The organism is Streptomyces sp. NPDC059201 (assembly GCF_042754585.1).
Taxonomy (GTDB): Bacteria; Actinomycetota; Actinomycetes; order Streptomycetales; family Streptomycetaceae; genus Streptomyces.
In genome coordinates, this window is the sequence record NZ_JBHZBB010000012.1 from 56,215 (window position 1) to 70,217 (window position 14,003).

General features: G+C 73.4%; 13 protein-coding genes and 1 tRNA gene. 13 read left to right on the plus strand and 1 reads right to left on the minus strand.

Translation table 11 applies throughout. The annotated features are described in order from the left end of the window. The first annotated feature begins 2 nt into the window (after positions 1 to 2). The 8 genes from ACFXMG_RS31505 (at position 3) to ACFXMG_RS31540 (ending at position 10,212) form a co-directional block, all read left to right on the plus strand. Complete coding sequence (locus ACFXMG_RS31505) at positions 3 to 956, plus strand: carbohydrate ABC transporter permease (RefSeq protein ID WP_383829611.1); 954 nt, start codon at positions 3 to 5, stop codon at positions 954 to 956. Beyond that, positions 953 to 1,801 carry a carbohydrate ABC transporter permease gene (locus tag ACFXMG_RS31510; RefSeq protein ID WP_383829608.1) on the plus strand — a complete coding sequence of 283 codons (849 nt, stop codon included), beginning with the start codon at positions 953 to 955 and terminating at the stop codon, positions 1,799 to 1,801. The genes ACFXMG_RS31505 and ACFXMG_RS31510 overlap by 4 nt, the downstream gene beginning before the upstream one ends. Positions 1,802 to 1,805: 4 nt before the next feature. Continuing rightward, complete coding sequence (locus ACFXMG_RS31515; protein WP_383829605.1) at positions 1,806 to 3,458, plus strand: beta-N-acetylhexosaminidase; 1,653 nt, start codon at positions 1,806 to 1,808, stop codon at positions 3,456 to 3,458. A gap of 299 nt (positions 3,459 to 3,757) precedes the next feature. Next, positions 3,758 to 4,633, plus strand: a complete 876-nt coding sequence (locus tag ACFXMG_RS31520) for an FAD binding domain-containing protein (protein WP_383829602.1) — start codon at positions 3,758 to 3,760, stop codon at positions 4,631 to 4,633. Continuing rightward, on the plus strand, positions 4,630 to 6,528 hold the full coding sequence (locus ACFXMG_RS31525; protein WP_383829599.1) for a (2Fe-2S)-binding protein: 1,899 nt from the start codon (positions 4,630 to 4,632) through the stop codon (positions 6,526 to 6,528). Before ACFXMG_RS31520 ends, ACFXMG_RS31525 begins: the two co-directional genes overlap by 4 nt. Next, positions 6,525 to 8,849, plus strand: coding sequence for a xanthine dehydrogenase family protein molybdopterin-binding subunit (locus ACFXMG_RS31530; protein WP_383829596.1), 2,325 nt, complete (start codon positions 6,525 to 6,527; stop codon positions 8,847 to 8,849). Before ACFXMG_RS31525 ends, ACFXMG_RS31530 begins: the two co-directional genes overlap by 4 nt. Positions 8,850 to 9,094: 245 nt before the next feature. Continuing rightward, complete coding sequence (locus ACFXMG_RS31535; RefSeq protein ID WP_383829593.1) at positions 9,095 to 9,565, plus strand: hypothetical protein; 471 nt, start codon at positions 9,095 to 9,097, stop codon at positions 9,563 to 9,565. Positions 9,566 to 9,573: 8 nt separating this feature from the next. After that, complete coding sequence (locus tag ACFXMG_RS31540) at positions 9,574 to 10,212, plus strand: hypothetical protein (protein WP_383829590.1); 639 nt, start codon at positions 9,574 to 9,576, stop codon at positions 10,210 to 10,212. 61 nt (positions 10,213 to 10,273) lie between these two features. Here the strand turns inward: ACFXMG_RS31540 and ACFXMG_RS31545 are convergent. Beyond that, a tRNA-Cys gene (locus ACFXMG_RS31545) sits at positions 10,274 to 10,348 on the minus strand. 294 nt (positions 10,349 to 10,642) lie between these two features. Between ACFXMG_RS31545 and ACFXMG_RS31550 the strand changes: the two genes are divergently transcribed. The 5 genes from ACFXMG_RS31550 to ACFXMG_RS31570 all read left to right on the plus strand — a co-directional run bounded on the left by ACFXMG_RS31550 (position 10,643) and on the right by ACFXMG_RS31570 (position 13,951). Beyond that, positions 10,643 to 10,972 (plus strand): hypothetical protein, encoded by a 330-nt coding sequence (locus ACFXMG_RS31550; RefSeq protein WP_383829587.1) that lies wholly within the window; start codon positions 10,643 to 10,645, stop codon positions 10,970 to 10,972. A gap of 26 nt (positions 10,973 to 10,998) precedes the next feature. Continuing rightward, positions 10,999 to 11,196 (plus strand): hypothetical protein, encoded by a 198-nt coding sequence (locus tag ACFXMG_RS31555; RefSeq protein WP_383829584.1) that lies wholly within the window; start codon positions 10,999 to 11,001, stop codon positions 11,194 to 11,196. A gap of 80 nt (positions 11,197 to 11,276) precedes the next feature. Then, on the plus strand, positions 11,277 to 12,740 hold the full coding sequence (locus ACFXMG_RS31560) for an MFS transporter (protein ID WP_383829581.1): 1,464 nt from the start codon (positions 11,277 to 11,279) through the stop codon (positions 12,738 to 12,740). Between the two features lie 627 nt (positions 12,741 to 13,367). Next, positions 13,368 to 13,568: a ribbon-helix-helix protein, CopG family gene (locus ACFXMG_RS31565; RefSeq protein ID WP_383829578.1), complete on the plus strand. Its 201-nt coding sequence runs from the start codon at positions 13,368 to 13,370 to the stop codon at positions 13,566 to 13,568. After that, positions 13,565 to 13,951: a type II toxin-antitoxin system death-on-curing family toxin gene (locus ACFXMG_RS31570; protein ID WP_383829575.1), complete on the plus strand. Its 387-nt coding sequence runs from the start codon at positions 13,565 to 13,567 to the stop codon at positions 13,949 to 13,951. The genes ACFXMG_RS31565 and ACFXMG_RS31570 overlap by 4 nt, the downstream gene beginning before the upstream one ends. Positions 13,952 to 14,003: the final 52 nt, after the last annotated feature.

Here is a 14,003-nt window from a genome sequence, read left to right on the forward strand (position 1 = left end):
CCATGACGGTCACCGCCCCCGCACCGCCCGCGCCCACGGGCACCGCGAAAGAACCCGCGCGCCGCCCCCGGAGCCGTACCGGCACATCCGCCTGGACCCCCTGGCTCTACCTCCTGCCCGCCCTCGCGGTCCTCGGCGTCCTCCTCGTCCACCCCGTCTACCAACTGGGCCTGATCTCCTTCCTGGAGTACACCCAGGCCCAGGTCAGCGGCGGCGAACCCACCTCCTTCCAGGGGTTCGCCAACTACACCGCCCTCTTCACCGACCCCCAGTTCCGCGAGGTCCTCCTCGCCACCGTCGTCTTCGCCGCCGCCTGCGTGACCGGCACCCTCGCGGTCGGCTGCGCCCTCGCCGTCCTCCTCACCCGGGTACGGGCGCTGCCCCGGCTGGCGCTGATGCTCGCCGCGCTCGGCGCCTGGGCCACCCCCGCCGTCACCGGCTCCACCGTCTGGGTCTTCCTCTTCGACGCCGACTTCGGGCCCGTCAACCGGCTCCTCGGGCTCGGCGACTTCTCCTGGACCTACGGGCGGTACAGCGCCTTCGCCCTCGTGTTCCTCGAGGTCGTCTGGTGCTCGTTCCCCTTCGTGATGGTCACCGTCTACGCCGGGATCCGGGCCGTCCCCGCCGAGGTCCTGGAGGCCGCGGCCCTCGACGGCGCCTCCCCGTGGCGGATCTGGCGCTCCGTGACCGCGCCACTGCTCCGCCCGATCCTGGCCGTCGTCACCATCCAGTCCGTCATCTGGGACTTCAAGGTCTTCACCCAGATCTACGTGATGACGAACGGAGGCGGCATCGCCGGCCAGAACCTCGTCCTCAACGTGTACGCCTACCAGAAGGCGTTCGCCTCCTCCCAGTACAGCCTGGGCGCGGCGATCGGCGTCGTCACGCTCCTCATCCTGCTGGCCGTGACCCTGGTCTACCTGCGCCTGCTGCGCCGTCAGGGGGAGGAACTGTGAGCACCTTCCGGATACCCGGCGTGCGCCGCCCCGGGCGGCTGCTCGCCGAGGCGGCCGCCCTGCTGACCGCCGTCGTCGTCGCCTTCCCGCTGTACTGGATGGTCCTCTCGGCCTTCAAGCCGGCCGGCGAGATCCAGTCGACCGAACCGAGGCCGTGGACGCTCTCCCCGTCGCTCGACTCCTTCCGGCGGGTCTTCGAGCAGCAGGACTTCGGGCGCTACTTCCTCAACAGCCTGATGGTGGCGACCGCGGTCGTCCTCGCCTCCGCCGTCATCGCCTTCCTCGCGGCGACCGCCGTCACCCGCTTCCGCTTCCGGTTCCGCACCACGCTGCTGGTCATGTTCCTGGTCGCGCAGATGGTGCCGGTCGAGGCGCTGACCATCCCGCTCTTCTTCCTCATGCGGGACGCCGGACTCCTCAACACCCTCGGCTCGCTCGTCCTGCCGCACATCGCCTTCTCGCTGCCCTTCGCGATCTGGATGCTGCGCGGCTTCGTCCGGGCCGTGCCGGAGGCGCTGGAGGAGCAGGCCAGGATCGACGGGGCGAGCCACGCCCGCTTCCTGTGGACGATCCTCTTCCCGCTGGTCCTGCCCGGCCTCGTGGCCACCAGCGTCTTCTCGTTCATCTCGACCTGGAACGACTTCCTCTTCGCCAAGTCGTTCCTCATCAGCGACACCTCGCAGTCCACCCTCCCGATGGCGCTGCTGGTCTTCTTCAAACCCGACGAGAACGACTGGGGAGGCATCATGGCCGGGTCGACCGTGATGACGATCCCGGTGCTCGTCTTCTTCGTACTCGTACAGCGCCGCCTGGTCTCCGGACTGGGCGGGGCGGTGAAGGACTGACGTGATGACAGATGACGTGATGGTGGGTGCGGGTCTGATTCCGGCGCCCCTGACGGCCCGGACCGAGGGCGACGCCCCCGGGTATTTCTCCCTCGACGAGCGGACCACCCTCGACGCCGGACCCGGCACCGAGGCCACCGCCCGCTGGCTGCGGTCCGTCCTCGGCGCCGCCACCGGCCTGCCCCTGTCCGACGGCGAAGGCCCCGGCGCGATCCGGCTGCGGCTCTCCCCGGAGACGGAGAAGGAGTACGGCCCCGAGGGCTACCGGCTCTCCGTGACCGGCGACGGTGTCCAGCTCGACGGCGGCGGGCCCGCCGGGCTCTTCTGGGGCGCGCAGACCCTGCGCCAGCTCCTCGGGCCCGACGCGTACCGGCGCGCGCCCGTCCGGCCCGGCGCGGACTGGGACCTGCCGTACGTGACCGTCGCCGACCGCCCCCGCTTCGGCTGGCGCGGCCTCCTCCTCGACGTCTCCCGGCACTTCACCGCCAAGGAGGACGTGCTGCGGCTGCTCGACCTGATGGCCGCGCACAAGCTGAACGTCTTCCACTTCCACCTCACCGACGACCAGGGCTGGCGGATCGAGATCGAGCGGTACCCGCGCCTCACCGAGGCGGGGTCCTGGCGGGCCCGCTCCAAGTGGGGGCACCGGGCGTCGCCGCTGTGGAACGACACGCCGCACGGCGGCTTCTACACGCGGGACGACATCCGGGAGATCGTCGCGTACGCCGCCGAGCGGCACATCACCGTCGTCCCCGAGATCGACATCCCCGGCCACTCGCAGGCCGCCATCGCCGCGTACCCCTGGCTCGGCAACACCGACGTCGTCGACACCTCCGCCCTCACCGTCTGGGACACCTGGGGCGTGAACCCGAACGTCCTCGCCCCCACCGAGGAGGTGCTGCGCTTCTACGAGGGCGTCTTCGAGGAGGTCCTGGAGCTCTTCCCGTCGACCTTCGTGCACGTCGGCGGCGACGAGTGCCCCAAGGACCAGTGGAAGGAGTCCCCGGCCGCCCAGGCCCGGATCGCCGAGCTGGGGGTGGGCGACGAGGACGGGCTCCAGTCCTGGTTCATCCGCCACTTCGACCGCTGGCTCGCCGACCGGGGCCGCCGCCTCATCGGCTGGGACGAGATCCTGGAGGGCGGCCTCGCCGAGGGCGCGGCCGTGTCGTCCTGGCGCGGCTACGGCGGCGGGATCGCCGCCGCCGAGGCCGGGCACGACGTCGTCATGTGCCCCGAGCAGCAGGTCTACCTCGACCACCGGCAGGACGGCGGCGAGGACGAGCCGGTGCCGATCGGCTTCGTCCGCACCCTGGAGGACGTGTACCGCTTCGAGCCGGTCCCGCCCGGCCTGTCCGAGGCGGCGGCCCGTCACGTCCTGGGCACCCAGGCCAACGTGTGGACGGAGGTGATGGAGAACCGGGCCCGCGTCGACTACCAGGTCTTCCCCCGCCTCGCCGCCTTCGCCGAGGTCGCCTGGTCCGCGCTGCCCGCGCCCGCCGACCGCGACACGGGCGGCTTCCTGCGCCGCATGGAGACCCACTACCGGCGCCTCGACGCCCTCGGCGTCGCCTACCGCCCCGCCGCCGGACCCGCCCCCTGGCAGCGCCGCCCCGGCCTCCTCGGCCGCCCGATCGACGGGCCGCCCCCGATCGTGTGAGCCACCTCGCGTCCCGGGGTCACCCGGGAGCGGCGAAACGGGAGTTAGGTTCTGTGTCAGGGCGTCCCCGGGCGTCCCGGGGCGGTGGTGACCATCCCGGGCGTCCCGGGTGTCCCGGACGAAGGGTCCTTCGCAGCCCCTCGCTCCGGGCGGCTCGGAAGATGTGCCAGAGTTGCCACGTCCGGCCTGTGAGCACGTACGGTACGCCCACACACAGGCGCGCCGTGCGCCCGCTCGCAGGCGCGCGGCGGCCGGGCACAGTCGGGGACGTACCGGGACAACCGGGAAGGGGCAGCGGGTTGACCACGCACGCACCACAGACGGCGCAGTCCGTGACGCTGCCCGCCTCGCTCGACGAGGCGGTGGCCGCGCTGACCGCGATGCCGGCGGCCGTGCCCGTCGCCGGTGGCACCGACCTCATGGCCGCCGTCAACCGCGGTCAGCTCCGCCCCGCGGGACTCGTCGGCCTCAGCCGCATCAACGAGATCCGCGGCTGGCAGTACCAGGACGGCCACGCCCTTCTCGGCGCCGGCCTCACCCACGCCCGCATGGGCCGCCCCGACTTCGCCGCCCTCATCCCGGCCCTCGCCGCCGCCTCCCGCGCGGCCGGACCGCCCCAGATCCGCAACGCCGGCACCCTCGGCGGCAACGTCGTCACCGCCGCCCCGACCGGCGACTCGCTGCCCGTGCTCGCCGCGCTGGAGGCCGACCTCGTCGTCGTGGGCCCGCTCGGCAGCCGCGAGATCCCCGTCTCGCACCTCCTCGCCGGGCGCGACCTGCTCGCCCCCGGCGAGCTCGTGGCCTTCGTCCGGGTGCCGCTGCTGCACGCGCCGCAGGTCTTCCTCAAGGCCACCGGCCGCACCGGTCCGGCCCGCGCCACCGCGTCCGTCGCCGTCGTCCTCGACCCGGCCCGGCGCGGGGTCCGCTGCGCCGTCGGCGCGGTCGCCCCGATGCCGCTGCGCCCGCTGGAGGCGGAGCGCTGGATCGCGTCCCTGGTGGACTGGGACAACGACCGGGGGCTCGCCCCGGAGGCGCTGACGGCCTTCGGCGAGTACGTGGCCGCCGCCTGCATCCCCGATCCGCCGGGCGACGAGCAGTTGCCGCCCGCCGTCCTGCACCTGCGGCGCACCGTCGCCACACTCGCCCGCCGGGCACTGGGGAGGGCCCTGTCGTGAGCACCAGCAGCAACGAGCCGAACGAGACCGTGGCCCCCGCCGCGCCGGGCGGCTGGGAGCCGATCCCGCAGAGCGAGGGGTACGACGAGGGCGCGACGGCCTTCGTCCACCTGCCGCCGGAGTTCATGCTGGACGGCGTGCCGCTTGAGGCCCCCGGCCACGGCTACACCCCGCCGATGATCGTGCCGCTCCAGCCCCTGACGCAGACCGCCCCCGTCGACCCCGAGGCGAGCGGCTGGCCGGCGCACCTGTCGACCGAGGGCGTCGAGTTCCTGTCCCCGGAGCCGGGCCCCGAGCCCCTGCCCCACGGCTACGGCGAAGAGCCCGCGGCCGCACCCACCGCCCGCCCCTACGCCGACCACGACCCCCACGCGACGGCGGAGTGGCACTTCGGCGCGCCGGGCCAGTGGGAGGCTGCTGCGGCCCCCGCCCCGGCTCCGGCCGAGCCCGTCGTCGAGCGGGCCGAGCCCCTCTCGTACGAGCAGGCCCCCCCGACCCTGCCGGGCGGCGCGGCGGCGCCGTGGGCGGTGCGGGAGGCTGCTGCCGGGACGGCCGGGGAGCTCGTTGGAGAGCTCGGGACGAGGCTGGAGCAGGGGCCTGAGACGGAGTTCGAGCGGGGGGCAGGGGCCGGGACCGGGGCCGGGACCGGCTTCGGGCACGACGCTGAGGTTGGGGCTGGGGCTGGGGCCGGGTACGGGGTTGGGCCGGAGGCCGGGGCTGAGTTTGAGCGCGAGCCCGGGGCCGGGTTCGGGCCGGAGGCCGGGGGCGAGCCCGAGGCCGTATACGGGCACGAGGCAGGAGCCGAGGCCGGGTTCGAGTCCGGGGCCGGGGCCGGGACAGCGCCGGAGGCCGAATTCGAGGCCGGGTACGGACACGAGGGCGGCGCCGGGGCCGGGTTCGAGGCCGGGGTCGGGCCGGAGGCAGGGGCCGGGCACGAGCCCGAGCCCGAGTCCGGTTACGGACACGAGGGCGGCGCCGGGACCGGGTTCGAGACCGGGGTCGGGCCGGAGGCAGGGGCCGGGCACGAGTCCGGGTACGGACACGAGAGTGGCGCCGAGGCCGGGTTCGAGGCCGGGGCCGGGACCGAGACAGCGCCGGAGGCCGCATTCGAGGCCGAGCCCGAGGCCGGGGTTGGGCCGGAGGCCGGAACCAGGTTCGGGCACGAGGCAGAGGCCGGGTTCGGGCCGGAGCGCGAGGCCGGGTTCGGGCCCGAGGCCGGGGCCGGGCCGGAGGCCGGGGCCGCGCCCGTGCCCGCCGTCGGGGGCGACGCCGTTCGGGACCTTGCCGTGGTCGTGCCGGATGCGCCGGTTACCTCGTACACCTCTGTCGACAGTGACGAGCATCCGCACACCTCCTACGTGCTGCGGGTCAACGGGGCCGATCGGCCCGTCACGGACTCGTGGATCGGGGAGTCGCTGCTCTACGTGCTGCGGGAGCGGCTCGGGCTCGCGGGGGCGAAGGACGGGTGCTCGCAGGGGGAGTGCGGGGCGTGCAACGTGCAGGTGGACGGGCGGCTCGTGGCGTCCTGCCTGGTGCCGGCCGCGACCGCCGCGGGGGCCGAGGTGCGGACCGTCGAGGGGCTCGCGGTGGACGGCGAGCCGTCCGACGTGCAGCGGGCGCTCTCCCGCTGCGGCACCGTGCAGTGCGGCTTCTGCATCCCCGGCATGTGCATGACCGTGCATGACCTGCTCGAAGGCAACCACGCCCCCACCGAGCTGGAGACCCGCCAGGCCCTCGCCGGCAACCTCTGCCGCTGCTCCGGCTACAAGGGGGTGCTCCAGGCCGTCGAGGACGTCGTCGCCGAGCGCTCCGCCACCGCCACCGAGCACGCCACCGCGGGCGAGGACGACGCCTCGCCCCGCATCCCGCACCAGCACGACGGAGGCAGGGCGTGAGCAGCGACGCGACGACCGCCATTCCCACGCTCCCCTTCGCGGAGGCGGCCGGTTCCGCGCCGGAGCCCGAGACCCCGCTCCACGGGCTCGGCGCCTCCCTCCCGCAGGCCGACGCGCGGGCCAAGGCCGAGGGCACCTTCCCGTACGCCTCCGACCTGTGGGCCGAGGGCCTGCTGTGGGCCGCGATCCTGCGCTCCCCGCACGCCCACGCCCGGATCGTCTCGATCGACACCACCGCCGCCGAGGCGATGCCCGGCGTACGCGCCGTGGTGACGGCCGCCGACGTGCCCGGCGCGGCCACCTACGGGCGGCGGGTCGCCGACCGCCCCGTCTTCGCCGACGGACTGGTCCGGCACCACGGCGAGGCCATCGCCGCCATCGCCGCCGACCACCCCGACACCGCCCGGCTCGCCACCGCCGCCATCCTCGTCGAGTACGAGCTCCTGGAGCCCGTCACCGACCCGGAGCGCGCCTTCGCCGCCGAACCCCTCCACCCCGACGGCAACCTGATCCGCCACATCCCGCTCCGCTTCGGCGACCCCGAGGCCACCGGCGAGATCGTCGTCGAGGGCCTCTACCGGGTCGGCCGCCAGGACCCCGCCCCCATCGGCGCCGAGGCCGGACTCGCCGTGCCCCGCCCCGACGGCGGCGTCGAGCTGTACACCGCCTCCACCGACCCGCACACCGACCGCGACCTGGCCGCCGCCTGCTTCGGACTGACGCCGGACCAGGTCAAGGTCGTCGTCACCGGCGTGCCCGGCGCCACCGGCGACCGCGAGGACCCCGGCTTCCAGATCCCGCTCGGCCTGCTCGCGCTGCGCACCGGCTGCCCGGTGAAGCTCACCGCCACCCGCGAGGAGTCCTTCCTCGGGCACGCCCACCGCCACCCCACCCTGCTGCGCTACCGCCACCACGCGGACGCCGAGGGCCGGCTGGTGAAGGTCGAGGCGCAGATCCTCCTCGACGCCGGGGCCTACGCCGACTCCTCCTCGGAGTCCCTGGCCGCCGCCGTCGCCTTCGCCTGCGGCCCGTACGTCGTCCCGCACGCCTTCGTCGAGGGCTGGGCCGTCCGCACCAACAACCCGCCCTCCGGCCACGTCCGGGGCGAGGGCGCGATGCAGGTGTGCGCCGCCTACGAGGCGCAGATGGACAAGCTCGCGGGCCGGCTCGGCATCGACCCGGCCGAGCTGCGCATGCGGAACGTGCTGGGCACCGGCGACCTGCTGCCCACCGGCCAGACCGTCACCTGCCCGGCGCCCGTCGCCGAACTCCTCGCCGCCGTACGGGACTTCCCGCTGCCCGCCCTTCCCAAGGACACCCCCGAGGAGGACTGGCTGCTGCCCGGCGGACCCGAGGGCGCGGGCGAACCCGGCGCCGTGCGGCGGGGCGTGGGCTACGCGCTCGGCATGGTGCACATGCTCGGCGCCGAGGGCACCGACGAGGTCTCCACCGCCACCGTGCGGGTCCTCGACGGCGTCGCCACCGTCATCTGCTCGGCCGTCGACACCGGTTCGGGCTTCTCGACCCTCGCCCGCCAGATCGTCCAGGAGACCCTGGGCCTCGACGAGGTCCACGTCGCCCCCGTCGACACCGACCAGCCCCCGGCCGGCGCCGCCACCCACGGCCGCCACACCTGGGTCTCCGGCGGCGCCGTCGAGCGCGCCGCCAAGATGGTCCGCACCCAACTCCTCCAGCCGCTGGCCCACAAGTTCGGCATGTCGACGGAGCTGCTCCAGATCAGCGACGGCAAGATCACCTCGTACGACGGCGTCCTCTCGACCACCGTCGCCGAGGAGATGGACGGCAAGGAGCTGTGGGCCACCGCGCAGTGCCGCCCGCACCCCACCGAGCCGCTGGACGAGTCCGGCCAGGGCGACGCCTTCGTCGGCCTCGCGTTCTGCGCGATCCGCGCGGTGGTGGACGTCGACATCGAACTCGGCGCCGTCCGGGTCGTGGAGATGGCCGTCGCCCAGGACGTCGGCCGGATCCTCAACCCCGCCCAGCTCGCCACCCGCATCGAGGCGGGCGTCACCCAGGGCGTCGGCGCGGCCCTCACCGAGAACCTCCGCACCGCCCGCGGTCTGGTCCGCCACCCCGACCTCACCGGCTACGCCCTGCCGACCTCCCTGGACGCCCCGGACATCCGCATCGTGAAGCTCGTCGAGGAGCGCGACGTCGTCGCCCCCTTCGGAGCCAAGCCGGCGAGCGCCGTCCCGGTCGTCACCTCCCCCGCCGCGGTGGCGGCAGCCGTCCGCGCGGCCACCGGCCGCCCGGTCAACCGCCTCCCGATCCGGCCCCAGTCGGCGGTGTCCGCCTCGTAGCCGGAACATGGCCGGTACACGCTCCTGCGCGGGGGGACCGTCCGTGCCCGTGGGTAGAGTGACGGGCCGGTTGGACGTGTCCACGGGGGAGGGGGCTTCCCGCTGACGCGGCGATGGCCGGCCGGGCGGTACGTCCGCCGACCGCCGTCCCGTCGTACCCGTACGGCACGCGCCGACCTGCGACGTACAGCCACCGCCGTCGTCACGCGGTGCGCGATCCGACGGGAACCGGATGAACGGGGGACATGATGGCCTGGCGGGAGTGGGAACAGCTCAAGGCCGAAGCCGCTGAGCGGCAGCCGACGCAGATGCGGCTGAATCGAGCCGACGGGGGCACCGGAGCTCAGGGCGGTGCCGGCGAGGGCTTCGTGCTGGGAAGCGTGCCGGAGAAGAAGAAAGCGGCCAACACCATCGAGACCACGCTGGAGCCGGGCACGCGAAAGGCGGCGGACGCCGCCGACGAGCCGACGAGCGCGGTGGTCAGGGCCTTCGAGGGCTGGGAGACGGCCACGGGCCTCAAGAAGGCTCACGAGAAGTGGGACGACCAGGTGAAGCGCCTGATGGGACGGCTGAGTTCGCACAAGGTGGGCTTACGGGGCGCGGTCACCACCCTGACGGGAACCGACGTCACGGCAGGTCTGACGGTCGGCTCCGTGCGGTCCGGTCTCTTGCCGACCTGGGATGCAGCCAGGTCGCATCTTCAGCCGCCGAAGTGAGGGTGAAGATGCGTAAGCGCTTCGTCGGGCTGCTCGCCCTCGCCGTGATGGTCACGTCCTGTACGTCCGAGTCTCCGCCGACGCCCCCCGTGGAGTCTCTCTGTGTCATGGAGGAAGGGTCGGACGGCGAGAAGTCGGTTCAGCGGACACTTCGGTCCGATCAGTTCGACACCACCTTCTACGTGACGACAGAGGAGCTGGTGCAGCGGCTCGGCGTGTACCTGCGTCAGATGAATCACGGGACCGCTTCCTGGTGTGACTACGCTCCTCGGCCCAAGCGGGGCAAGGAGAGCGTGGGCGTCCGATTCTCATGGGCCCCGTCCGGCGAGTTGAGCTGGGGCAGAGCGCGGCCGGAGGAGATCGCCCGCTACGACGTCAACGGTGTGCGCGTCGAGTCGACCTTCTGGCTCGCCCAGCTTTCCGTGGCATGCCGGCTGCCGGGAGAGCTTGCGGAAGCCTCCGGGAAGGTGATGTTCGAGGTCGTACTCTCGAATGGGCTGAACTCCGAGAGGCGCGACGACGCGGAGGCCAAGAAGCGGCAGATCGAGCTCCTCTACATCCTGGCGGGACGGGCCACCGACGCACTCGGTTGTGAGGGCGATCCCCTCAAGGGCGATCCCGTGGTGAAGCCGTTGCCCGCCGCGTAGGGCTTCGCGGTCGGACAGACCGAGTCCCGCACCCGTTCGTACGGGTGCGGGACTCCGTTTCTGGAGACCGTGGCGGGATTCGAACCCGCGTCACTCGCTTTGCAGACGAGCCCCTGAACCACTCGGGCACACGGTCGGGGTGGTGTGGCGACAACGACGACGTTAGGGGGCCTGGGGGAGGGGCTCAAGGGGGATCGGGGGCGTGCCATGGGACTGCAATACGGCTGCCACATTGCGTTCATGGTGGGCGGGTGCGGACCTGATGGATTCGGGTCAGGGAAGGTTGGCTGATAGCAGGAGTAAACGTTTCAGTAGTCGGTGAAAGAGGCATGCTCGGGCAGGGGGGGTTGGGAGTTTGCACGCGCGGCCGGATCTCGACGCGTACGCCTGCGTGTGTCCGTGTGCATGCGTAAACTCCGGCTCCTCAAGCGTGGACTGGGGAATCGTGTCGTTCGAGGGCGCCGCGATGCGGCTCAATGGGCTGCCCGCCGACCAGGGGCGGTGGAGTCCGAGCGTCGATCTCTCCGCGAGGCAGGACCACCTCGGCGCGATCGGCCACGCCGCGTACGCGCTGCACGGGCGGCTGGTGAAGGACGGGAGTCACGCGCGTACGGACAGTGCGGAGGCGGCGAGTGCGCTGAGCGCCCACCAGTTCCGTACGGGATCGGCTCTGACGGCCGTCCCCGCCTCGCACGCGAAGGACGATGCGGAGGTCCAGACCTCCCTCTCCGTGTCCAGGATCAGCGACTCGGCCGGCTGAAGGACGCGGCGGATCGCTGGTCCGAGATGAAACGCAAGCTGGACGTCCTCGCCGAAGACGCCCACATGGCGATGTCCACCCAGGCCAGGTCCGAGGACTGGCGTGGCCTGAACGCCCACCTCACCGTCCTTCACTGCGTGACCCTCGCCGTCGTCCGGAAGCTCGGCTGTGAGGGCGATGCCGGGCTGGCCGAGAAGCCCGTTCTCAAGGCGTTGCCCGAGTAGGGGGCGTAGGACCAACGGGGGAAGTGGGGATACGACCCGCGACAGGGGTCATGTGGGGGTTCGGCCCTTACTCTGGGGGGATGAGTGCCCTTGAACCCCGTGAGGCCGGCGTCGACGCCGGGCCCGTACCCGCCGTCGACGCGCCTCGTGGCTCCGTTCTGGACGGGGCGCATCGTGCGCTCAGTATCGGGATCGTGTCCGTCGTGCTGCTCATCGCGTTCGAGGCGACGGCGGTCGGGACGGCGATGCCGGTGGCCGCGCGGGAGCTGGACGGGATACCGCTCTACGCGTTCGCCTTCTCCGCTTACTTCACGACCAGCCTGTTCGGGATGGTCGTGGCGGGGCAGTGGTCCGACCGGAACGGGCCGCTGGTGCCGTTGACGGCGGGGATGAGCGCGTTCGCCGCTGGGCTGGTGTTGTCGGGGACTGCCGGGGCCATGTGGGTGTTCATCCTCGGGCGGGCCGTGCAGGGGCTTGGCGGCGGGCTGGTGATCGTCGCGTTGTACGTGGTCGTGAGCCGGGCGTACGAGGAGCACCTGCGGCCCGCGATCATGGCGGCGTTCGCGGCGGCCTGGGTGGTGCCGTCGGTGGTCGGGCCGCTCGCGTCGGGGACGATCACCGAGCATCTGGGGTGGCGGTGGGTGTTCGTCGGGATCCCTGTTCTGGTCGTGCTGCCGCTCGCTCTCGCGCTGCCGGCGATCCGGCGGACCGCGTCCGGGCCCGCCGATCCTTCCGCGCCCGTCGCGGCCTGGGACCGGCGCCGGATCCTGCTGGCGCTCGCGATCTCGGCGGGGGCGGGGCTGCTTCAGTACGCGGGGCAGGAGCTGCGCTGGCTGTCGCTGGTGCCGGCCGTCGTGGGCGCGGCGCTGCTGGTGCCGGCCGTGCGGGGGCTGCTGCCGCGGGGCACGGTGCGGGCGGCGCGCGGGCTGCCGGCGGTGATCCTGCTGCGCGGGGTGGCCGCGGGGTCCTTCATCGCGGCGGAGTCCTTCGTGCCGCTGATGCTCGTCACCCAGCGCGGGCTCAGCCCGACGCTGGCCGGGCTGTCGCTGGCTCTCGGCGGTCTGACCTGGGCGCTTGGATCCTGGATCCAGTCGCGGCCTTGGACGGAGCCGTACCGGGAGCGGCTCGTCGTGCTCGGGATGCTGCTGGTCGCGGTCTCCATCGCGGCCGCCCCGAGCGTGCTGCTGCCGGGCGTCCCGGTGTGGGTGGTCGCCGTCGCCTGGGCCTTCGGCTGCCTGGGCATGGGCGTGGTGATCGCGTCGACGAGCGTGCTGCTGATGAAGCTGTCCCCGCCGGAGGAGGCGGGCGCGAACTCCGCCGCGCTCCAGATCTCCGACGGCCTCTCCAACGTCCTGCTGCTCGCGGCGGGCGGCGCGGCGTTCGCCGCCCTCGGCGGCGGGGCGGTCGGTCACGCGGTCACCTCCGCCGCCACCCCCGAGGCGTCCCACCCCGGCGCCTTCGCCGCGGTCTTCCTGCCGATGGCCGCGGTCGCGGCAGCCGGGGCGTGGGTCGCCACGCGGCTGCGCGGAGCCTCGGGGGGCTGAACGCGGGGCTGACCGAAGGGCCGGGCGCGGGGCTGACTGCGGGGCCGACCGCGGGACTACCGCAGGGCCGGCCACGGGACCGGCCGCGGAGCTGGCCGCAGGGTCGACCGAGGGGCTGGCCGCCGGGATTACCGCAGGGCCGACCGCAGGGCCGACCGAGGGGCCGACCGAGGGGCCGGCCACGGGACCGGCCGCGGAGCTGACCGACCGAGGGGCTGACTGCGGGGCCAGCCGCGGGACCGGCCGCGGAGCTGGCCGCCGGGCGCCAACCGCAGGGCTGACTGCGGGGCCAGCCGCAGGGTCGACCGAGGGGCTGGCCGCCGGGCCAACCGCCGGGCCAACCAGAGGGCCGGCCGAGGGCCGACCTAGCGGCCGGTCGCGGAGCTGACCGCCAGGCCAGCCGCGGAGCTGACCGCCGGGCTGACTGCGGGGCCAGCCGCGGGACCGGCCGCGGAGCTGGCCGCCGGGCGCCAACCGCAGGGCTGACTGCGGGGCCAGCTGCGGAGCAGACCGCGGAGCTGACCGCCGGGCCAACCGCAGCGCCGACCGAGAGGCCAACCGCAGGCCCGACCGCAGGCCCAACCGTAATCCAGTACCAGTTTGGCCCCACATCACTACCATTCCGGTATGGCCATGAACCTACGTCTCCGTGACGACCAGACCGAAGCCCTCAAGCGGCGGGCCGAGGAGGAGGGTGTGAGTATGCACGCGCTGTTGCTCAGGGCTGTGGACGACTACCTGGCGCGGACCGCGCAGGAGGCGATCGTGCGGAAGACGGCTAGGGAGCAGGCGGCCAAGTGGCATGAGCTGATGGAGCGGCTGAAGTGAGCTGCGTCTACCTCTCCACGGAGGACGTTCCGGTCGTCGCCGAGCACGCGGTCGACGACCAGAAGGTCGTCCTCCGGGACGCGGGGCTGCTGGACTCCGCCGTGCACCGGCCGTCCGCCGCGATGTTCGGGGAGGAGGCGTACCCGGATCTCCTCGAGAAGGCCGCCGCCCTGCTCCAGTCGCTCGCGATCAACCATCCGTTCGTCGATGGCAACAAGCGGACCGCCTGGCTCTCCTGCGTCACGTTCCTCGCCATGAACGGCATCCAGTTGCGCCCGGACATCGACGCGGCGGAACGCCTGGTCATCGACGTCGCCACCGGCTCGCTCGACGAGGTGGAGGCGATCGCGCGGGGGCTGCGCGCGCTGATGCTCCCGGCGTGAGCTGGGTCGCACCCGGCCCGTGTTCGATCGAGGTTTCCGCCGGGCCGCCGGT